19 protein-coding genes are annotated in these 23,112 nt (G+C 33.6%); 18 read left to right on the top strand and 1 reads right to left on the bottom strand.

The features are described from left to right. Positions 1-250 precede the first annotated feature (250 nt). From BUB42_RS14480 to BUB42_RS14450, 7 genes are all read left to right on the top strand, one after another. Complete coding sequence (locus tag BUB42_RS14480) at positions 251-1,291, top strand: Gfo/Idh/MocA family oxidoreductase (protein WP_073021639.1); 1,041 nt, start codon at positions 251-253, stop codon at positions 1,289-1,291. Positions 1,292-1,469: 178 nt separating this feature from the next. Then, entirely contained in the window at positions 1,470-2,681 is a 1,212-nt protein-coding gene (locus tag BUB42_RS14475) for an MFS transporter (RefSeq protein WP_073021638.1), read from the top strand. Between the two features lie 486 nt (positions 2,682-3,167). Continuing rightward, positions 3,168-6,005, top strand: a complete 2,838-nt coding sequence (locus tag BUB42_RS14470; protein ID WP_073021636.1) for a carboxypeptidase-like regulatory domain-containing protein — start codon at positions 3,168-3,170, stop codon at positions 6,003-6,005. A 10-nt stretch (positions 6,006-6,015) separates the two neighbouring features. Then, the gene (locus BUB42_RS14465) at positions 6,016-7,371 is read left to right on the top strand and encodes a DUF5689 domain-containing protein (RefSeq protein WP_073021694.1); all 1,356 of its coding nucleotides are present in this window, start codon (positions 6,016-6,018) and stop codon (positions 7,369-7,371) included. 255 nt (positions 7,372-7,626) lie between these two features. Next, positions 7,627-8,799, top strand: a complete 1,173-nt coding sequence (locus BUB42_RS14460; RefSeq protein ID WP_073021634.1) for an MFS transporter — start codon at positions 7,627-7,629, stop codon at positions 8,797-8,799. A 205-nt stretch (positions 8,800-9,004) separates the two neighbouring features. Beyond that, positions 9,005-9,460: an FKBP-type peptidyl-prolyl cis-trans isomerase gene (locus tag BUB42_RS14455; RefSeq protein WP_073021633.1), complete on the top strand. Its 456-nt coding sequence runs from the start codon at positions 9,005-9,007 to the stop codon at positions 9,458-9,460. Between the two features lie 197 nt (positions 9,461-9,657). Further along, on the top strand, positions 9,658-10,524 hold the full coding sequence (locus BUB42_RS14450; RefSeq protein ID WP_073021631.1) for a hypothetical protein: 867 nt from the start codon (positions 9,658-9,660) through the stop codon (positions 10,522-10,524). Positions 10,525-10,960: 436 nt separating this feature from the next. Here the strand turns inward: BUB42_RS14450 and BUB42_RS14445 are convergent, their stop codons facing one another. Further along, positions 10,961-13,075 (bottom strand): glycoside hydrolase family 97 protein, encoded by a 2,115-nt coding sequence (locus BUB42_RS14445; protein ID WP_073021692.1) that lies wholly within the window; start codon positions 13,073-13,075, stop codon positions 10,961-10,963. Between the two features lie 481 nt (positions 13,076-13,556). On the opposite strand from BUB42_RS14445, the gene BUB42_RS14440 reads away from it, so the two are divergent. From BUB42_RS14440 to BUB42_RS14390, 11 genes are all read left to right on the top strand, one after another. Continuing rightward, positions 13,557-14,606 (top strand): glycoside hydrolase family 130 protein, encoded by a 1,050-nt coding sequence (locus BUB42_RS14440; protein ID WP_073021630.1) that lies wholly within the window; start codon positions 13,557-13,559, stop codon positions 14,604-14,606. A gap of 86 nt (positions 14,607-14,692) precedes the next feature. Continuing rightward, a complete protein-coding gene (locus BUB42_RS14435; protein ID WP_211517690.1) occupies positions 14,693-15,169 on the top strand; it encodes a hypothetical protein in 477 nt (158 codons plus the stop codon). A 90-nt stretch (positions 15,170-15,259) separates the two neighbouring features. Continuing rightward, on the top strand, positions 15,260-16,375 hold the full coding sequence (locus BUB42_RS14430; protein WP_073021628.1) for a Gfo/Idh/MocA family protein: 1,116 nt from the start codon (positions 15,260-15,262) through the stop codon (positions 16,373-16,375). A gap of 493 nt (positions 16,376-16,868) precedes the next feature. Continuing rightward, a complete protein-coding gene (gene hflX, locus BUB42_RS14425) occupies positions 16,869-18,119 on the top strand; it encodes a GTPase HflX (protein WP_073021627.1) in 1,251 nt (416 codons plus the stop codon). Positions 18,120-18,507: 388 nt separating this feature from the next. Then, complete coding sequence (locus BUB42_RS14420) at positions 18,508-19,245, top strand: toll/interleukin-1 receptor domain-containing protein (protein WP_073021625.1); 738 nt, start codon at positions 18,508-18,510, stop codon at positions 19,243-19,245. Positions 19,246-19,664: 419 nt separating this feature from the next. Continuing rightward, positions 19,665-20,078: a hypothetical protein gene (locus tag BUB42_RS14415; RefSeq protein ID WP_073021623.1), complete on the top strand. Its 414-nt coding sequence runs from the start codon at positions 19,665-19,667 to the stop codon at positions 20,076-20,078. Between the two features lie 45 nt (positions 20,079-20,123). Beyond that, positions 20,124-21,203, top strand: coding sequence for a S1 family peptidase (locus BUB42_RS14410; protein WP_073021622.1), 1,080 nt, complete (start codon positions 20,124-20,126; stop codon positions 21,201-21,203). A 5-nt stretch (positions 21,204-21,208) separates the two neighbouring features. After that, on the top strand, positions 21,209-21,409 hold the full coding sequence (locus tag BUB42_RS14405) for a DUF3761 domain-containing protein (RefSeq protein ID WP_073021620.1): 201 nt from the start codon (positions 21,209-21,211) through the stop codon (positions 21,407-21,409). 303 nt (positions 21,410-21,712) lie between these two features. Beyond that, positions 21,713-22,051 (top strand): type II toxin-antitoxin system RelE/ParE family toxin, encoded by a 339-nt coding sequence (locus tag BUB42_RS14400; RefSeq protein ID WP_073021618.1) that lies wholly within the window; start codon positions 21,713-21,715, stop codon positions 22,049-22,051. A gap of 4 nt (positions 22,052-22,055) precedes the next feature. Beyond that, positions 22,056-22,367, top strand: a complete 312-nt coding sequence (locus tag BUB42_RS14395) for a helix-turn-helix domain-containing protein (protein ID WP_073021616.1) — start codon at positions 22,056-22,058, stop codon at positions 22,365-22,367. 491 nt (positions 22,368-22,858) lie between these two features. Then, a complete protein-coding gene (locus BUB42_RS14390; protein WP_073021614.1) occupies positions 22,859-23,110 on the top strand; it encodes a hypothetical protein in 252 nt (83 codons plus the stop codon). The last annotated feature ends 2 nt before the right edge of the window (positions 23,111-23,112 follow it).

The following is a 23,112-nucleotide window of genomic DNA, read 5'->3' as shown; positions in this document are numbered from 1 at the left end:
GTGGAATTAATAAATAATAATAAAAGCTACACAGAGTAACTCAGTGTAATTTACAGAGTAACTCATTTAAAATTATACATGTAAGCAAGCCACACAGAGAGACTCAGTGTAATACACAGTGTAACACAGTGAAATTAATAATTTAAGCGAGCTACTTAGTGTAATACAGAGAGTAACTTAGTGGAATAGAAAAACAGCTGTTTATGATACAGTGTAACTCAGTGAAACTATCAATTATAAGTAAGTTGTCATGCAAAAAATAAAAACAGCTCTACTCTCTTATGGAATGTCAGGCAAAGTCTTTCATGCGCCTTTTCTCCATTTCCATCCCGGTTTTGAAATGGTTGGCGCTTGGGAACGAACAAAGAAATTAATTCAGAATGATTTTCCAGCAGTGAAAAGCTATTCCACCATAGAGGAATTACTCGAAGATGATGTCGATTTAGTGATTGTAAATACACCAGTTGAAACGCACTATGAGTATGCCAAGAAAGTTTTACTTGCAGGCAAAAATGCCATTGTTGAAAAAGCCTTTACAACAACCGTTGCCCAAGCGCAGGAATTAGCGGCTATTGCCAATGAAAAAGGGGTAAAACTTGCGGTGTTTCAAAACCGACGATGGGATAGCGATTTTAAAACCGTTCAAAAAATTCTGTCTCAAGAATTGCTGGGCGAAATCGTAGAAGCCGAAATTCATTTTGATAGATATAATCCTGTTTTGAGTCCTAAGCTACATAAGGAAACTGCTAATTCTGGAGCGGGGATTTTAAAGGATTTGGGCCCACACATTATTGATCAGGCCCTTTGTTTATTTGGTATGCCAAAATCAGTTTTTGCAGATATTCGCATCACTCGAGAACATTCCTTGGTAGATGATTATTTTGATATTCTATTGTATTATCCGGATTTTCGCGTTCGATTAAAAGCAGGATTTTTTGTTCGAGAAGCAAATCCATCTTACGTGATTCACGGTAAAAAAGGATCATTCTTAAAACCACATGGCGATGTTCAAGAAGACGAATTGAAATTAGGTAAAAAACCAAATTTCGATACTTGGGGAACTGAATCGATCGAAAATCAAGGGTTATTACACACGGAAATTAAGGGCGAGATCATAAAAAAATTGATTCCAACACTACAAGGGAATTATTATGATTTTTTTGACGGCGTTTATCATTCAATCATTAATAACACTGTGGAACCTGTTACTGCCTTAGATGGCGTGCGTGTAATGCAAATTATTGAAGCAGCAATACAAAGTAGTGCTCAAAAAAAGGCAATTGATTTATAAAGTGAACAGTCGAGCTGTAAATTTTTAGAAAAAAATAAAATTTGTGGAGCGATTTTCCAGCTATAATTAAATATTTTTATAAACAATAACGATGTATTTATCTCCACCATTGTTACAATGAATCAGTAAACAATTCCTTTTCGTAGTTTTGTCCCATTATAAGCTAAAATAAATCATTTTGATAGATTTAAATTTTTTAGGAAGGTTACGAAACAAAGGTAAAATCAAGAAATCCTTTACTACCGCAAAAATCTCGTATTTACGGCGAATACGTTGGGCAGTCTCCGCGTTTTATTTTGCAATGGGTTTGTGTTTTGCAACTTGGGCCAGTAGAATTCCTGATATCAAGACAACTTTACAACTTAGTGAAGGCGATTTAGGAACCATATTATTTGCCTTGCCATTAGGACAACTGGTAATTATGCCGTTTTCAGGAAAGTTAGTTAGCCGTTTTGGTAGCCACCGCATGTTGGTTTTTTCATTATTTTTTTATGTTTTTAGCTTAACAAATATTGGCTTAGCGGCTCAATCTTGGCAATTATCTTTGGGACTATTTGTTTTTGGAATATTTGGAAATTTAGCTAATATCGCCGTAAACACTCAAGGAGTTTACACAGAAGTCTTATTCAAGAAAACAATCATGTCCTCGTTTCATGGAATGTGGAGTTTTGCGGGATTCACCGGAGCGCTCGTAGGATTAGCGATGTTGGCTTTTAAACTCACGCCATACATTCATTTCTTAATTATTGGTGCAATCGTATTATTGCTTATCGCTTTCAACTATAAATTTTTAATTGTTGCCAAAGAAAAGATCGAAATAGAGAAGAAAAAAATGTTTACTAAACCTGATAGCGCACTTATCTGGCTCGGAGTTATTGCATTTTGCTGCATGGCCAGTGAAGGTGTAATGTTTGACTGGAGCGGAATTTATTTCAAAGATGTCATAAAAGCACCTGGACCATTAGTAATTTTAGGATACACTTCATTTATGATTACAATGGCCAGCGGTAGGTTCATTGGCGACAGCCTGATCCTAAAATTTGGGAGAAAAACAGTTTTACAAATTAGCGGAATTATGATCTCTCTTGGCCTTTTTACAGCTGTGATCTTCCCTTATATTATTCCAGCCACGATCGCATTTATGTTTGTAGGTCTTGGCGTTTCAACCGTTGTACCCACCGTTTACAGCATTGCAGGAAAAAATAAAACTGTTTCGCCTAGCGTAGCTCTTACTACAGTTTCAAGCGTTAGTTTTTTAGGATTTTTACTGGGTCCGCCGGTAATTGGATACATAGCAGAGTTCTCAAGTCTTCGATTTTCTTTTGCATTCATTGGTGTTTTTGGAATCCTAATTACTATCATGGTCAGCAGGATAAAAGCAATTGCATAATTTTTATTATTAGCAGCAGAGAATTCGTTTTCAAAACACTTTTTGTCCCGTCATCCGCAGTATCCACGCATAAAAAGCGCGGGATACTTGCTTCTACCGGGGCTAAGTTAAACGTATGTTTTTTTCAAGATCGATTACTAAAAATTCAATTAAAAATACTTCTTTATTTTTTTTATCTGAAAATCAGCTATTTAACAATTTTTTGTCTTACTTTTATCCTCAAATATATATGACAAGGCGTTTAGATTTTTGTGCTAAATAGTAAATACCACATTTATTAGCACAAAATCCCGAAAGTATATACCACTTTTCCAAAATTCATTTTTTAATCATTTTAAAGCTGTTATTCTATTTAAGGATACGCTTGCCATGTTATCAGTTCAACTTATCAAGAAATTGTATACGTTGAACTGCGCATTGGTAATTAAAAAAAAAACATCTCACTCATAACTCAGTAGTTTTATCAATTAATAGCAGCAAAAATGTATGATTAAATATTACGTTGCAGTTTTTTTTGTCATTAAAATAGGAAGCGCATTTGCACAAAACAATGGCGGTTTTTACGGCAAAGTAATAGATTCAAAGACACAAAATCCATTAGGTTTTGTAATTATTAGTATCCAGAATTCAACGGCAATGCAACTCACAAAACCAAATGGCGAATTTAATTTTGATCCTGTTCCATCTGGTGATTTATTACTTCAAGTTCGCAGTCAAGGTTATAAAGATGCATTATATCCCATAGCAATAATTGCGGGGCAAAAACTAGATTTGGGCATAATATTACTCGAGGAAGATCAATCATTTGAATTGCAAAGCAGTATTGTAACCCTAATTGAAAGTGATTTTAGCGATCAAAATAGTAGTTCCGAGAGCACTTCGGGACTTTTGCAAGCCACGCGTGATGCTTTTTTACAAGCCGCTGCTTTCAACTGGGGGCAAGCCCGTTTTAGAGTTCGAGGTTTAGATAGTGAATATTCTACCATGATGATTAATGGCGTAACCATGAACAAAATTTATGACGGCAGACCGCAATGGGGCGAATGGGGCGGACTCAATGATGCGCTTCGCAATCAAGAATTTACGTTAGGAACCGCTCCTTCTGATTACAATTTTGGCGGTATTTTAGGAACGCAAGAAATAAACACGCGAGCCTCAATTTATAGACCTGGTTCCCGTATCACATTTTCAGGAACAAATACTAATTACGATTGGCGTACTATGGCTACTCACGCCTCAGGAATGAATGCAAGTGGCTGGGCTTTTGTAGTATCAGGTGGGAAACGCTGGGCTCAAGAAGGCTATTTTGAAGGAACTAACTATGATGCGACCTCTTTTTTTATTAGCCTCGAAAAAAAATTAAATGACCATCATTCCTTAAATCTTACAGCGCTATACACACCAAATTCCAGAGCTAAAAACTCGCCAAATACAGATGAAGTTACCCAATTGACCAATGTAAAATACAATTCCTACTGGGGTTTTCAGGATGGTAAAAAAAGAAATGCGCGTGTAAAAACGATAGAAATGCCCACAATTATGCTCAATCATTTCTTCAAAATCAATGAAAAAACAAACTTGAATACAAGTGCGACTTATCAATTTGGAAAAATAGCCAATAGCAATATCGATTTTCAAAACGCTAATAGTCCAGATCCGACCTATTACCGATCACTGCCTAGTTTTTATACCTCTTTGTATGCCAGAGATAACGGCGAATTTTCGGGAGCGTTTACTCCTGATTTTGAGAATGCAGCTAAAAGCAGGGATTCCTTTTTAAGTAATTCACAAATAGATTGGACCGCTATTTATCGAGCCAATCAAAGTCCTATTTTAAATTCAAACGGAATCATAACAGGTTACGAACCTTCAAAAAGTAAATATGTTTTATACGAAGATATAGTTAAAGATCAAACGGCAATATTGACAACTACTTTAATGTCACATTTATCAGAAAATATTACTTTGAACGCCGCCGCTTCGTTTAAAAAATTAAGATCGCATAATTCTCAACATTTACTGGATTTACTTGGCGGTTCTTATTTTGATGATATTGATCCGTTTTACAGTGGACGACAATCACAATCTGATTTAAATAATCCAGATCGTCAAGTAGTTGTGGGAGATAATTATGGATACAATTATAATTTTTTAGCCACCACGATGAATGCGTTCACCCAGTTTAAATTCACCTATAAAAAAGTGGATTTCTATCTCGCTCAACAATTTTCAAGTAGCTTATATCAAAGAGAAGGACTTTACAAAAATGGAATTTATGAAACTAGCTCCTTTGGAAAAAGCAAAAAAGTGCAATTCGAAAATTTTGGATTCAAAGGTGGGTTAAATTTAAAAATTTCTGGAAAGCAATTGGTAACATTTAATGCGGCTCGCTTGAGTAAAGCACCTTCACTGCGAAATACTTTCCCCAATTCTCGTTTAAACAATACGGTTGTTGACGATTTACAAAGCGAGACCATTAGCAGTCTAGATGCAAGTTATATTTATCGATCTCCAAAAATTAAAGCCCGATTCACAACCTACTATTCGTTAATAAAAAATGCCTCTCAAATATCTTTTTTTTACGCAGAAGGCATTTTTGATGATGGTGCCGGATTTTTAAATACCGATGCTTTTGTAAGTCAAACAATGACCCAATTGGACAAGAAAAATATAGGCGCCGAAATAAGTGCAGAATATCAATTGACCGCAACACTTAAAACAACTTTTTCAGCTGCTTTAGGGCATTACACTTACGCTAGTAATCCAAATGTAAAATTGACAAATGATGCACGTGCATCTGTAGAAAATACAAGTCCAATTTTTGATTTTGGAACCGCAGCACTCCGCAATTACAAGCAAGCAGGCATACCACAGCGCGCTTATTCGGTTGGATTAGAATATAGAGATCCTAAATATTGGTGGATTAGCGCTAATATAAATTATCTCACAAACAGTTATATTGATGTTTCTCCAGTGGCACGAACTGATATATTTTTTAGAAATCCAGCGAGCGGTTTCAATTTTCCAGAAGCGACAGTTGAACGGGCAACTGAATTGTTAAAACAAGAAAAATTTGATCCCGCTTTATTACTGAATTTTGTAGGTGGGAAATCGTGGATCATTTACGGGAAAAACGTTGGGATTTTTGCCAGCATCAATAATGTGCTCAATCTATCTTATAAAACAGGAGGTTATGAACAAGCTAGAAACGCTAATTTCAGAGAACGGGATCAAGATGTTTCCAGCGGTACGCCTTCTTTTGGGAATAAATATTTTTATGGATATGGAAGAACCTATTTTGTAAATCTTTATGTCAATTTTTAAATTAACGCTTATGAAATCAACACTTTATAAAGTCTGCTTATTGATAGTAATTATATTTGTTTGTTACAGTTGTGTGAGCGATGACGTTGCTGCTCCAAAACTAGTTTGCACACAACCTGATTTGCTAACAAATAAAAAGGTTAGTGAGATTCGCGCTATTACAAATGATGTTGTTACCCAATATAAATTCGACGATATTATTGAAGCTTATGTTGTTTCTAGCGATGAGGGAGGAAACTTTTTTAAGTCAATTTCTTTTCAAACCTTGGCGACAGCCACAACTCCTGCCATTGGATTTAGTGTTCCTGTGGATGCGACAAACCTTTATATTGATTTTAGAATAGGTAATAAAGTGTATATAAAGTTAAAAAATCAATATACCGATCTCTCGTTTGGCGGAATGCGAATAGGTAATATATTTGTAAATTCCAACAATCAAGGAGGAGTGGGCCGACTTTCGCAAAATGATTATAAAAAGATTTTGAACGCTTCTTGCACCACTTTAAAAGAGGAAGATTTAGTTCGGTCTTTGACAATGTCTGATTTGTTAAACGACTCTAATTTAAATACGTTAGTAGAATTGTCTGATGTTCAATTTTCAGAAGAGGCAATTGGCCGGCGTTATTTTGAAGAAGTTAATAATACAGGTGGTGCTACAAACTGGGGTTTAATTGACAAGTCGGGCAATCAAATCTATTTTAGAACCAGCAGTTTTTCTGATTTCGCCACTAAGATCGTTCCTGATGGAAGCGGAAAAGTACGGGGTGTTTTGACCAAATTTGGAGATGATTATCAGCTGTTGCCTCGATCAGAAAAAGATGTTGCGATGACAGGAAAAAGAGCAATACCTTTCTTTTCCCAAGATTTTAAAACCGTTGTAGATAGGTCGAATGTGAGTTTAGCAGGTTGGGCTAATATTATTCAAAGTGGATCAATTGCTTGGCGAGGTGGTGCGTACGCTGGGAACAGTTATGCTGAATTTTATATTTCAGGCACTAGAGTACTCACAAACGTGGCATGGCTGATTTCACCAAAAATTAATATGGACGTTCATACTAAAGAAATTCTAACTTTTAGAGCGGCACAAAATGGTTTAGATGTTGATTCCCCATTAAATGCGCTGGAAGTTTACGTTTCTACTAATTTTAACGGTCTGAATATAACGGCCGCAACGTGGACCCGTTTAGCGGTAAACTTACCAAATCAAGCTACGCCTGATAACCAATTTATAGGAAGTGGCGCAGTAGATTTGTCCTCGTATATCGGCACAATCAATATCGCTTTTAAATATATAGGTTCAGGACGAAATAGAGCTTTGGACGGAGGATTTCAAATAGATGACGTTCAGATTTTTGGAGATAAGTAATTGTTATAATTCTCAAAAATTTAATTCATGCTTTAATATCTGATATGGGAATTTTTAGTCAGCGCGCTAAATTAAAATAATGGAGAATCATTTCTAAAAAATAGTTATCTAAATTTACTTTATTATTGATTGTACTTTGCAAAGACACTGGGATACTATTTATACAGGAACAATCACCAATTCAACCTTCAGAAATATTTATGCACCCACAGATGGGGTTATTGTTAATTTGGGACTGAAAATCAAACTGTGATTATGAAATACATAACCCGAACCGTTTGGATATTATCATTAGTGAGTTTATTAACAGATACAGCAAGTGAAATGCTCTATCCCATAATGCCCATTTATCTAAAAAGTATTGGATTTTCAATTGTGCTGATTGGAGTTTTAGAGGGATTTGCCGAAGCTATAGCTGGTTTAAGCAAAGGATACTTTGGAAAAAAATCAGATAATTTAGGAAAACGCCTTCCTTTTGTTCAAATCGGTTACGGCTTGAGTGCCATTTCAAAACCTATGATGGCGCTATTTGTTTTTCCACTTTGGATATTCTTTGCGCGAACAATTGATAGAATCGGTAAAGGAGTTAGAACAGGCGCGAGAGATGCCATGCTTTCCGACGAAGCAACTGCCAAAACCAAAGGGGAAATATTTGGTTTTCACCGTTCGATGGATACATTAGGAGCAGTGATTGGCCCAGCAATGGCGCTGATTTATCTCTATTATTATCCAACAGATTATAAAACATTATTTTTAATCGCATTTATCCCTGGTGTTCTTGCAGTAATAGCTACGTTATTAATTAAAGAAAAACAAAGAGAAGTAAGCACCGACAAACCAAAAACATCTTTTTTTTCATTTTTGAACTACTGGAAAGAAAGCCCGATTTTATATCGAAAATTAGTTATTGGATTATTACTTTTTACGCTATTTAATAGTTCGGATGTTTTTTTATTATTAAAATTGAAACAATCCGGAATTAGCGACACAATGATTATTGGAGTTTATATTTTTTACAACCTTATTTATGCACTATTTGCGTATCCTCTTGGACGAATTGCTGACAAAATTGGAATGAAAAAAATGTTCTTAATCGGGTTAGTCATTTTTTCAATCGTTTATTTTGGTATGGCATTTAATACTAACCTATACTTATATTTTGGACTGTTCTTTCTTTATGGAGTATACGCATCAGCAACCGAAGGCATCTCAAAAGCTTGGATAAGTAATATAAGTGACAAGAAAGATACTGCAACAGCCATTGGCACTTTTACCGCATTTCAAAGTATTTGCACGATGCTAGCTAGTTCAATGGCAGGTTTAATATGGTATAATTTTAGTGCGAATGCAACATTTATTATTACTGGCGTTGGGACTATCGGTGTAATCTTTTATTTTTTTATCAAAGTGAATGTCAACAATAAATAAACTAAAAAATTCAAACTGATAACAAGAATATGTATCAAAAGTATTATTCCAAAATTATTAATTAGTTTATTTAGGTTCTCCCCGTTTATGTTTAACTTAGAACTTGAGATGTAAGACTTTACAGGAATAATGAGTCAGTTATATTCTGGAAAATTAAACTATAAATTTTATTATATTTGTCCAACAAAAAATTAAAAAAACAATCATGAAATACACCTTAATTGCAATACTATTTACGGTTTTTATCTCTTGCTCAAAGGACAAACAAGAAGAAGAAAACTTTGTTGCCAGAAACGAAACAGAAATTACAGATTATATTGCTAAGAACAACTTGAACGCTCAAAAAAGTGATACAGGTTTGTATTATGTGATCAATCAACAAGGTACAGGCACGCAGCCTAACGCAAATTCCAATGTGAGAGTTGCTTACAAAGGATATTACACTAATGGTCAAGTATTTGATCAAAGTCCAGCCGCTGGAATAACGTTCAACTTGCAACAAGTAATCAAGGGTTGGACAGAAGGAATTACTTATTTTAGAACTGGAGGGAATGGTATTTTACTGGTACCTGCTCACTTGGGCTATGGAAATAGCAATCGCAATGGAATTCCAGGCGGATCAGTTTTGATATTTGAAATAAATCTTATTTCGGTGAATTAATAAGTTTTGCTTTAGAATTAGAGAAAAGCCAAAGAAATTAAAAAAGAAAAGAGTCATCTGTGTTTTAAGATGAACTCTTTTTTTTGGATTTAAACTAATCTACAACGGGAAAAATTTAATTCAAATTATATTTCAAAAATTAGATGCTGTAAATAGTTTTTGTACTTTGGCAGTCCCAAATCAATACATAAACCAAAATGAAAACCTACTCTATTGCCATTTTCATAATGGCCTTCTCCTTTTTGACGTACAGTCAAGACTCAGGAAATTCAGTTAAATTAAAGCAAATTATTAGTGCTAAAACTAATTTTCGCAACTTAAAAAGTGGTGAAATCACAAACAAAACTCTACTGTTCAAGGATGGCAAGTTGCTTTCTATTCAAACATCTGATGTAATTCAAAGTTTTTTTTACAATCCGAAAGAATTACTGGATATGACCGTCAAAGAAAAACAAGGAAGTAACTGGAAAGAGGTTATTAATTACTTGTATAATAAGGATGGGCAATTAGTAAAGTTCACTAAAAAATACGAAGAAGGTGGAGAAATGGTAGTTAAAACGGTAATTATAACTTACGAAGGATCAAGAGTTAGAGCAATAACTAAAAAAAGCAATATTCAGCAAACTTTTATTGACGATATTGAATACGTTGTAGAGAATGGTATGGTTGTAAGGCGCGCGAGCAGAGATAGGAACCAGCAAATAGTGAACAAAATAGAATATGGTTATTATAAAGATAATATCGTTCGTCACAAAGGATTAATTGGCGATAAAGCGCTTAAGAATTATAGTTTTGATGATAAAAATTCGGTCGAACTATTAATAGCTCAAAACACGTTTGGTCAACATTACAAAGTCATTGTTCCAATAATTTCATTTCATGAAGAAGAGTTTGATCTAGAGTCAATTTCGAATAATAATAAACTTAATTTTAACTCTACTTCAACCACAGCAATTGGTACGAGCAGAAAGTTTAAATACAATACTTTAAATTTCCCAGTTTCCAGTTCCCTTGTAGAAGAAAATGGCATTGTAAAAACAGAAACTACTTATTTATACGAATGATTATTGACTTGTTTGGTTTCATTTGCAAAATTGACTAGCAGCAATAATTTTTCATACAAAATCATAAAAAAGTAATGAAAACAAAATAATGTCTTTTTAAACCCACTTAAGAAATTTAAGAACGAATAAGTACTTTCTAAGATCTTTTCTCAAACAACTTTACATCCCTTGAGCGGTAAAATTAAATGTTTAAAAATATTAAATACGACTGATAATAGTTCGTACTACTTAAATAAAATCTAAAAATTGTCTGAGTTTGTCGATATTTTTTCGGAGCGTATTGAATTACAAATTGCAAAAATCGATCTAAAAAAGTGTATTTAATCCGTCACTTTTTTATCTGCTTTCTAAATCTAACTTGACTTTTCTTGTGATAAAAAAACCCCCAAATAGCGATGAACTATTTGGGGGTAATTTATTTTTAGGCAACTGTTTTTTACTTAACTTCAATAATGCTAATAGCGAAACCACCGCCAGCAGCCGAGAGTTGCTCTAGTTTTGATTTGCTTGTTACATTCATTTTTTTGATTGTATAAGCTTGTGAATTAGTTTTGTAATGCGCGTCCTTAGCATCCGCGTAAATTGTAGCTACATATTTTTTTCCTTTTTCTAAGAAATCAAATTTTAAAGTTGAAGTTCGTGGCGTTTCTCCATTTACATTACCCAAAAACCAATTATTAGTTCCCTTGGCTTTACGCGCAACCGTTACATATTCTCCCGGTTCTGCTTCTAGGTATTTACTATCGCTCCAATCTATTGCAACGTCTTTGATAAATTGAAAAGCGTCGAGAAAACGATCATAATTTTCGGGCAAATCGGCAGCCATTTGTAGCGGACTGTACATTGTAACGTATAACGCTAACTGATTTGCAATTGTACTATTTACATGAGATTTGTTATCAGGATTCAACTTGCTCATATCCATTTCGAAAATTCCTGGTGTATAATCCATTGGTCCGCCCACTAAACGTGTAAAAGGCAAAACGGTAACGTGATTTGGTTTATTACCGCCAAAAGCCTGATATTCTGTTCCTCTTGCGGATTCATTTCCTATCAAGTTTGGATACGTTCTTGCAATTCCTGTGGGACGAACTGCCTCGTGTGCATTGACCATAATTTTATATTCAGCAGCTTTTTCTATAGCATATTGATAGTGATTTACAATCCATTGGCTGTAATGGTTTTCGCCTCTTGGCATAATATCGCCCACGTATCCACTTTTTACAGCATCATATCCGTTGTCTTTCATAAACTGATACGCCTTATCAATATGTCGCTCATAATTTCGAACCGAACCCGAAGTTTCGTGGTGCATCATCATTTTCACTCCTTTAGACTTTGCGTAAGCTTCAATTCCTTTTACATCAAAATCTGGATAAGGCGTTACAAAATCAAATACATAATCTTTAGAATGACCAAACCAGTCTTCCCAACCTTCATTCCAACCTTCAACTAAAACAGCATCAAAACCATGTTTAGCGGCAAAATCAATATATGTTTTTACTTTGTCATTGTTGGCGGCGTGTTTCCCGTTTGGTTTCGCTTTTGAAAAATCACTCACACCAAGTTGTACCGTAGGAAAATCATCAGTGTAAGCCCACGAGCTTTTTCCAGTTATCATTTCCCACCAAACACCTATGTATTTTACAGGTTTGATCCATGAAGTATCTTCAATTTTATTAGGATCATTTAAATTCAATGTCATTTTTGAAGCTAAAATTTCTGTTGCATTGTCACTCACAATTATCGTTCTCCAAGGCGAATGATGCGGCGCTTGCATGTATCCTTTATCTCCTCTTGCATCTGGCGTTAACCAAGATTCGAAAACCATGTTTTTATCATCTAAATTCAAATGCATGCAAGAATAATTGATCAATGCTGCTTCGTGCAAATTGATATAAATTCCATCGGCAGTTTTTAACATCAATGAAGTTTGAACTCCTGTTGGTGAAAATGATCTTTGAGAAACATTATCAGTCGTTGCCTTTTCTGACAATCCTCTAATTTCAGATAATTTTGACTTGGTGTAATCGTATTCTTGAGTATCGTAATCGCCAGGAATCCAGAATGCGGTGTGATCGCCCGTCATTGCAAACTGTGTTCTTTCTTCCTTAATTACAAAATAAGTTAGATTTTTTTGCGAAGGAAATTCATAACGAAATCCTAGACCATCATTAAACATACGAAAGCGAATAATTACTTTTCGATCTGTTTCTTTCTGGTTTAATGTTACGGCTAGTTCGTTATAGTGATTGCGGATTGCCGCAACTTCTCCCCAAACAGGTTTCCAATTTTCATCAAATGTTGCTGTTTTTGTGTCAACAATAGTAAAGTCATTCAGCAATGATTTTTTGTCATTTTTTAACTCTAGTCCCAATTTACTAGGTTTTACAATTGCTTTATTTTTATAATTTAAGCTGTACGACGGACTGCCATCACTTAACAACGTAAAATCCATTGCAAAATTTCCGTTTGGAGATTTTAATTGTTGCGCTTTTGCAAAATTGAAAATAGCAATACTCAGCAGTGCCGAAAAAAGAAAATGCTTCATTTTTAATATATTTAAAAGAGAAAATTTACGAAATATTTGATTCAAATCTTAAAAGAAGTATTTTTCTTTAAAGGTAAACACAAATATCAATTAGAAAAATTTTTGATAAAAAGCCTTGTTTTTAACAACCATTTTTTACTTATCAAACATGACGAAATTAAACATTCGAATTCAAAAAAAAAATATAAAATAGCTTTTAAATTGTTAAGTTGATTTAATAAGTTATTTACTTATCAAATCAATCAGTTGTGCTACAAATTTTTTTCATTACATTTATCAGTTAAACCTTTTCAGTATAAATCCGAATTGCTTTGATTTCTCTCAATATTGATAAGAAGGGGTTTATCGCAGCACCTCATCTTAATGTACACAAAATCAAAACCTTTAATGGGATAATTTTGTTTTGCTTATTCGCTGTAAATAAAATGTTTTGAGAGTCAATTGTTTCATCACGATACATAATCGAATTAAAAATTCACAAATGACAGATATTGCAAATCGATATAAAAACAATCCTATTTTATCACCTATGGATCTAAACCCTAGTGAGGAGAATATGATTATTGAGTGTTTACTTAATCCCGGTGTTTTTGAATTTAAAGAAAAAAAATGGTTGCTTGTGCGTGTGGCAGAGAGAACAATTCAAAAAGAAGGACTATTATCTGTGCCCATTTACAACAGTTTAGGTAAAGTCGAAATTTTAGATTTTGATCTAAGTGATCCTAAATTAAACGCGTCCGATTCTCGAGTGATCCGGTATGATGGAGTAGATTATTTGACTACAATATCCCATTTGAGATTAGTTTATAGTGAAGATGGAGTTAACTTCAAAGAGGATGCTGAGTATCCTTCTCTTTTTGGAGAAGGGCAATATGAATCTTATGGTATAGAAGATTGTCGAGTAGCTAAAATTGCAGACAACTATTTCTTAACTTATACTATGGTTTCTGCAAATGGCGTAGGCGTAGGTCTTAGAACTACTCAAGATTGGAAAGTTTTTGAGAAAAAAGGAATGATTTTTAGTCCACACAATAAAGATTGCGCCATTTTCGAAGAAAAAATCAATGGAAAATATTATGCATTGCATCGACCTAGTAGTCCAGAATTAGGTGGAAACTACATTTGGTTAGCTGAATCACCTGACGGATGTCATTGGGGGAATCACAAATGTATTGCTAAAACTCGCGAAGGTAAATTTGATAGTAAACGATTAGGTGCTGGCGCCGCTCCTATAAAAACAGCTAGAGGGTGGTTAGAAATTTATCATGGAGCCACACAAGAAAATAGGTATTGTTTAGGTGCTTTATTGCTAGATTTAAACGACCCATCGATTGTCATTGCACGCTCTGAAGAACCAATTATGATTCCTACAGAAAGCTATGAAAGAACTGGATTTTTTGGAGAAGTCATTTTTACTAATGGTCATATTATTGATGGTGATCAAATTCAAATGTATTACGGTGCAGCTGATGAATTCGTAGGTCTTGCAACTTTTTCTATTGCAGCAATATTAAAAACTTTAGAAAAATGATAGAAAATTTGGCAAGAATTAGGTTCAAAGATTTTTCATTAGAATTATTAAGAAAGTAAAACGACAAATAATATTATAAAATTTTAATGCCTTTTTATGCTTACATCGTGGCTAAAAAACACGAAAATTTAAAAGCTCCGATTGCAATAGGCGATGGCCCAAACTGGATAGCAGGTAATCCTGATGTTTCTCAATTTAGTGTTTATGGGAGCGGACACGTAGGAATTGCAGGCGCAATTATCGCAAAAACAGATGTTCCCGAAATTCTAAAATTAGACTGCTTAGCTACTGATTTTTATCGCGGACAGGCTTATCCTACTTTTCTTTTGTACAATCCAAACGAAGAGGAGAAAACAGTAACCTATGAAACTAAAAATACGGAAAAAATAGATTTATACGATGCTATAACACACGAAGTTATAATAAAAAACGTTTATAAATCAAGTAAAATGATAATCCCAAGGGAATCATCCCGCTTAATTGTTGAACTTCCAGCCGGTTCTAAAATAGTATTTAAAAACGGAAAATATTATGTCAACGAAACGGTAATATCTTACTTGTAACGTTGTAAATTAAAGAAAATATTTCGCGGTAAAACCAACGTTAATCTGATTTCAAATTTACAAAATAATGGAATTTTATAAATAAATAATATGAACAGTAAATTAAACATAGGAATTCTTGGCGCTGGTGGTTTTGCTAATTTTGCTGCAAAATCATTTTTAAAAGTAGAAGGAATAAAAATAATTGCCGTTTCAGATATTGATGAAGTGGCTGCGAAATCAACAGCAAGTGATTTAAATGCAAAAGTGTATCTAAATTATCAGGACATGCTGCAAGACGATACAATAAATCTTATCTACATTGCAACGCCTCCATTTTTACATTATTCGCAGTCAAAATTAGCCCTTGAAGCAGGGAAACATGTGATTTGCGAGAAACCTGCCGCCATAAAATCGGAGGAAGCAGAAGAATTAGCAGCGTATTCAAAATCAAAAGAACTATTATATGTAGTCAATTTGATGCAACGATACAATCCACTTTACAAGATGGTCGATGAAATAATAAAAGAGAACGTTTTGGGAGAATTTCTACATGGTTTTTTTGAAAATTATGCTAGTGACGAAAAATTATCAAAGGAACATTGGTTTTGGGACGAAACTAAAAGCGGAGGTATTTTTATAGAACATGGAGTCCACTTTTTTGATATGTTCGAAGGTTGGTTGGGTGCTGGTAAGCTAGTAAACGCAATACAATCGCAGCGGCCAAATGTTTCACAAAAAATAGTAGATCGCGTTCAGGCAACCGTGAGTTACAGAGACAGTTTTGTGAATTTTTATCATGGCTTTAACCAACCAAAAATTTTAGACCGTCAAGAATTGCGCTTACAATTTGAAAAAGGAGATATCACGCTTTTTGAATGGGTTCCTGTAAAAATGAGAATTAATGCTTTATTATCTCATCAACAACGGATAGATTTAGAAAGTAAACTCGGAGATTGTAGTGTAAAGCAGCACAACTTAACTGAGCAAGAAAAGCAAGAATCAATGGGGAACTTTAAAGCTATTTCTTTTGATGAATTTGTAACGATTGATTATGGAACTACTGCTGAAAAGGCGAACCGTTATGAAGAAATTGTTATTGCAATGATTACAGATCAATGGCAATGGATTAAAGACAAATCGCACAGTAGAATAATCACTGAAGATAACGCTGTAAATTCGTTGCGATTAGCCGAAGCCGCAACCAAAGCGGCCACTTTTATTTAACTAATACCAGAAAATCTTTGAAATTACTATCCTGTTTTTATTGAATCGAGCGCAGTCGAGATTACAAACGACTTACAAACAACGTTTCGTGATTGATTACAATCATTAAGACGTGCTCTACCTGACAAATTTCAATTCTTTTTAACAGTAAATTCGAAACATAAATGGTATGAGAATACTATAAAAAAAAATTGCAAATAACCACTTATTTTTGGTTATAAAAAGGAATAGTTAGGTAAATGAAGTTTTCTTCGTTGCGAGGGTGGAGTTTTAAAAGCAAATGGTTTCTACAGCATTGTTTCGCCTACTCAAAAACGGCTATTACTGTATAAATCTAAAATCGAACGGATTGGCTCTACGTTTTTTTAAATTATTCGTCATTTACTTTGACTCTATTTTAAATGTAACGATACTACATAAATTACTGTTATAACTGTTGCTTTAAATAGAAAAGTCACTTACAAATCCTTAAATTTGCGACTTATTCAAAAATATGTTAGAAAAAGAAGTAATAAATTTCGAAAGAACGGCCATAGTAGGTATTGTAACTCAAAATCAAAGTGAAGAGAAACTCAATGAATACCTAGACGAATTGGAGTTTTTGACTTTTACCGCTGGAGGCCAAGTGGTAAAACGCTTTTCGCAAAAAATGGAACGTCCAAATCCTAAGACTTTTGTAGGAACAGGAAAAATTGAAGAAATTCATCAGTTTGTTAAAGAAAACGATATTTCGACTTTAGTATTTGATGATGAATTATCGCCATCACAGCAAAAAAATATTTCCAAAATACTTACCGAATGTAAAATTCTAGATAGAACGCACCTTATACTTGATATTTTTGCGCAGCGTGCTGAAACGTCTTATGCGAGAACGCAAGTAGAGCTGGCGCAATGTCAATATTTATTGCCAAGACTTTCCGGAATGTGGACGCACTTAGAACGTCAAAAAGGAGGAATTGGAATGCGTGGACCTGGAGAAACGGAAATTGAAACCGATAGACGTATTGTACGCGATAGAATTGCGTTATTGAAAGACAAAATAAAATCCATTGACAAGCAAATGGGCGTACAACGCAGCAATCGCGGTGCTATGGTTCGTGTGGCTTTAGTGGGTTATACTAATGTTGGGAAATCGACTTTGATGAATGCAGTGGGTAAAAGTGACGTTTTTGTAGAGAACAAGCTTTTTGCTACTTTGGACACAACAGTTCGAAAAGTGGTGATTAAAAACTTACCTTTCTTGCTTTCGGATACAGTAGGATTTATCAGAAAACTGCCAACACAATTAGTAGATTCGTTTAAAAGTACATTGGATGAGGTTCGCGAAGCCGACTTACTATTGCACGTTGTTGATATTTCGCATCCTGAATTTGAAGATCATATTGCATCGGTAAATCAAACATTACTGGACATTAAAGCTAATGATAAACCAGTGATTATGGTTTTCAATAAAATTGATGCTTACAAACATTTGACCATAGACGAAGATGATTTAATGACCGAAAAAACACCAAGACATTATACACTAGAAGAGTGGAAATCGACTTGGATGAATAGAGTGGGACAAGAAAATGCGTTGTTCATTTCAGCCACTAATAAAGAGAATTTCGAGGAATTTAGAGAACGGATTTATGAAGCGGTGAGGCAAATTCACATCACCCGTTTTCCTTACAATAAATTTTTGTATCCTGATTACAAAGATGCGATCGAGAAAGAAGACAAAGAAGATAACGACGCCGAATAATTAAATTGTTTTATAATTTAGAAAATCCCTTTTGAGTTTCAAGAGGGATTTTTTTTGGGCATGACCCAGCTGTCACTCCCGAATGGTCGGGAGTTACAGCTAGGTCGGGCTGTGCGCTGCAATCTTTTATGTAGTCCCGAAAATTCGGGGCTACATAAAAGGATTTCCACTTCCATCCCTCATGCGAAACGAGTATGATCTACCCTACTTGACGTGAGAACAGCAAAAAAGCATCTTGATGTTTTGTAATAAAATTATTATTTCTATATTTGGGAAGAGATTGCTAATCAGTGGAGCCGATATGCAAGTTAAGAGTAATTGTATTAAAAACCCGAAAAAAATAAGAATTTTTTGATAAAATTTTTATAAATTTGAATAAAATTTTACTATGTCAAGATGTACAGCACCAATTAGAGGTCATAATTCTGCCAGCGCAGCAGAAAATTGCCCAGTTTGTCGATATAAATCAAGAGGTTACAGTTCATATTCATCGAATTATGACTCATACAATTCTTCAAGATTTTCTAGTAGTAGCGGCAGTAACGGTAGTAGTTCAACTTCGAGAGGTAATTATAATGTTAGTAAAGGAAGAACCATTAAACCAAGTTGGTCTAGGTCAACTTCACCAATATATTATACTCCGGCAGAAGTAAAAACCCTTACTCCTGTTAGAGAAAATGTAGAAAAGCGAGTCGTAAAAGAAGATCTTAGAGATGTATTTCTTTGTCACGCTTGGGACGACAGAAAAGGCTCAGCAAAAGATTTACATGACTTACTTGAATTGAAAGGAGTTTCCGTTTGGTTCAGCGAAAAAGATGTAATCATAGGTTCTTCATTACTGCGCGAAATTGATAAAGGTTTAGCAAGGTCAAAAGTTGGTATTGTGTTGGTAACTCCTAAATTTTTAGAAAGAATCAAAAATGAAGGTATAGCAGACAAAGAATTATCCGCTTTACTTGCGCGGGATTTATTAGTTCCAATAGTTCATGAAACTACCTTTGAAGAATTACGAGATGAAAGTCCATTGTTAGGTTCTCGAAGCGGATTAAGTACACTAGAAGATTCAATGGAAAACATTGCCTCAAAACTTGCAGAACTTGTAAGTGATAAATTGATCGTGATTTAAATTTTATAAGATCTACAAATAACAGCTAAGGATTTGTTGGGCTTGAAAAGCCAACATTTGAGCGACAGTGAACGCGCGCAGTAATCAACCTGCGGTTAAATCCTCTATAATGGACAAGCTGGAACCGATTATAAGCCACCAATTTTATGAAGATATCGTAAAATTATCCGAACGATTATAAGAGGCAAGAGCGCCTCTTTTTTTTGCAGTAAAATGAGAATGGTTTTTATCTTGATTTCTTTTTACTTTTTATTGTACGACAAATCAACTATATTTACCAAATAGTTAGAGTGTTTTGATAACTTTGGAGGTTTTTAGACCTACTGCCTTTGTAGGCAATTTTACCGCAGAATCAAGTATCAAAACCAATTTAAAGACAAAAAATAACATTCTTTATTAAATCATTTAAATAAAAAATTATGAAAATTTATTTCTTCCTCGCTTTCTTTTTAATTTCAATCCAATGTTTTTGTCAAATTTCTTATCCTCAAAATCTTACATTTCATACTAGAGATGAATCTGCAAGTTACATCGACCAAAGCGGAAATAAAAAGTATGAAGAAATCTCAAATAAAAAAGGCAATTATCAAGTAGAAATAATAAAAGCCACAGAGGTTAAAAATAGTCCGATTATTGAAATATACGGAGATAGTAACCAAAAAGGTTATTATGTATTCGTTTCAACTTTAAATAATATAAAAATGAATGGAAAGCTTTATGAAGGTAGCCATTTTTTCTCTACTGGATTTAATACGGGTGTTAACATTTACCTTTCTTTTGACAAATCTAGTTTAATAATTGAATTTAAAAATAAAATCATTTGGTATTACTAATGATTTTTCTTTAAAAAATGTTCATTAACCTTAATTATTTAATTTATGATTAAAAAGCTATTTTTATTTATTGTAATTCTAAATTTGATTAATTGCAATAAAGTTATTGAACCAGAAACTCCTGAAAAAATATTTGACAAATATAAAAGTAGCGTAGTGTTAATTGCAAGCCAATATTATTACGAAGTTTATTCAGGTAATTCAATTTATTATTATTCTCCTGGAACTGAAAAAAAACTCTTTTTTTCAAAAGAAGAAATTCTTAATAATTTATCCTTTTCTACAGGAACAGGCTTTGTTGTTTCCGAAAGTGGCGAAATTATTACAAATAATCACGTTGTAAATCATAAAGACGAGAATTACAAAATAGAATTAGTTAATTTTTATGAAAAAGCAAAATCGACTATTTTTTATGACGTTAGAATGTATAACGATACAATCGACCAAATAAAGTCAACGTATTATCAATATTCTGACCAGATGGATTATTACGAGAAGCAGAATTTTGAAAAACGTTATGACTTTGTAATAAATGAAAAAAACATTTTGGCAGAATTATACCAAAGTATTGAAAATATTGATTTATCAAGTGCTACTTCTAAATTAATAATTCACAAATTAGGTATTGCTTATAATGACACTCACGTAACTGAATTAGATGATTTGCAAGAATGTGTAGTTGTAAAAACTTCAGAAAATGAAAAAATTGATTTAGCTCTAATACAAACAAAAAATAAATCATTTAATACCAAACCTAAATTTATCTTTAATTTTAAAGACAATAATCCAAACATATTAGAAAATCCAGAGAAAAATAAAGAACGTAACATAAAAAATCCAATTAAAATAAACGAAGACGTTTTTATGATTGGTTTTAATCGTGGTTTTTCTTTAGCAAATACAAAACAAGGAATTAAATCTCAATTTACAAGTGGAAAAATCAGTCAAGAAAATGATGGCGAAAGAATTTTATATACAATTCCAACATTAGAAGGTTCAAGTGGCAGTCCAATTGTTGACAAATGGGGAAATTTAGTTGGAGTTAATTTTGCGAAAATTACAGATAGTCAAAGTTTTAGCTTTGGCGTTCCCGTAAACGAAGTGAAAAAGTTTTATGAAGAATAGCTTCTATGAAAGAAAAGGAAAGCAAATCGAATTTTGGATGTTTTATTTTAATCGCTGTTATTTTACTTTCATTATATACTTGTGGTTCTCGTAAAAGAATAGGTGCAAATTGCAGAGATGGCACTACTTCTTATTCGACAGGAAGTGGAACTTGTTCACATCATAATGGCGTTAGAAATTGGAAATACGAATATTGGTGGGAATAAAAACTGCCAACAACAGCTATGATTTCGTTGCGTTCGCCAAGGCGAACGAACAATGAACCCGCGGTTGAATCCTCCGCGGCTGACAAGCTGGAAGAAGTTACATGCCGTCAACACTTATAGAGTTATCGTAAAATTATCCGAACGATTACAAGAGGCAAGAACGCCTCTTTTTTTTGCAGTAAAATGAGAATGGTTTTTATCTTGATTTCTTTTACTTATTAATGCGCCGACCCAAAATTCCAACAAAATTTGTTTCTTAAATAGGAAACTTTTATCTTTATTAAAAATTAAGACGGGTATAAAATGGACTATAAATTTAAAGTTGAATTTCTTGAACCTGTTATAGAGTTTTTGGAAAGCTTAGACCAAAAATCCAAAGAAAAGATACTCTACAATATTTGGAAATCCAGAACTGTAAATGACAAGGAATTATTTAAAAAACTTGATGGAGAAATTTGGGAATTTAGAACTCTATACAATAAGCAATATTTAAGGTTATTTGCTTTTTGGGATAGATCAGATAAACAAGATACGATTGTCATTTCTACTCATGGTATTATAAAAAAAACAGATAAAACTCCAAAAGTAGAAATTGAAAAGGCGGAGTCATTAAGAATAAAATATTTTAACGAAAAAGAATAAGATTATGAAAACATACAGTTTAGATGAAGTGACAGATAAATTCGTTGGAGAAAAAGGAACCACAAATAGAGATAATTTTGAAAACGAGTTAAAAATCGATTTAATAGGTCAAACAATCAAACAAATTCGAAAAGAGAGAAACTTAACACAAGAACAATTAGGACAATTGGTTGGTGTAAAAAAGGCTCAAATCTCCAAAATTGAGAATAGTTTAACTGACGCTAGATTCGACACGATTATCAAAGTGTTTCATGCTTTAAATGCTAAAATTAACTTTAATGTAGAGTTATTGAATCAGAATGTAGCGATCCATTAAAATTGCCGTTGTACAACTGTTAAGGCTTTGTTGGGCTTGAAAAGCCAACAAAAAAGACGCGGTTGAATCTTCCGCGGCAGACAAGCTGGAACCTATTAAGTGCCGTCAACATTATTGAGTTTTCTTTAAGTTACTACAAGGATTTTGAGGAGGCAATCAAGCCTCTTTTTTTTGCAAGGTAGTAAACTTGCACAACCTTCGAATTTTATAGTTTGTACCGTAAAACCAAGTTCTTCGAGGGAAATTTGCTCTACAAAAACTTCAATAAAACGTCCCGAAGCTTCGCGAGGATTATCTGAGGCGATTTTATCTTCTAAACTACTTATTTGTAACTGTTGACGCGATGTTCAGGATATATGTTGCACCTTTAGATGTACAAATTTTCTCGCTTAAATCTAAATTAAAATACTATATTTGATTCAAATAAAACGAAAGTTTTTTCACAAACTGACGTTAGCATAAATTTTAAACAAATTAAACGTAAAAGTAACATGACAAAGAAAAAACAACTATCAGAACTAACATTAATCGAGTTGTACATTGAAAAAAAGAAACGTAAAGGAATTGTAACAGGACTTGGAATTATAATGCTTATCGCTATTGGAATATTGATTATTATTGCTGTCAAAAATAAAAACAACGCACTCATTGCAATTGCAATTGGTTGTACCATTACCTTAATGCCAAGTATAGCTTACTTGGGACAAATTGAAAAGGAAATTAAATTGAGAAAAAAAGAATAAAA

The sequence above is a fragment of the Flavobacterium micromati genome, from assembly GCF_900129585.1.
Taxonomy (GTDB): Bacteria; Bacteroidota; Bacteroidia; order Flavobacteriales; family Flavobacteriaceae; genus Flavobacterium; species Flavobacterium micromati.
The sequence above is the reverse complement of the archived record's forward strand: the minus strand, read 5'-3'. Positions and strand labels throughout refer to the sequence as shown.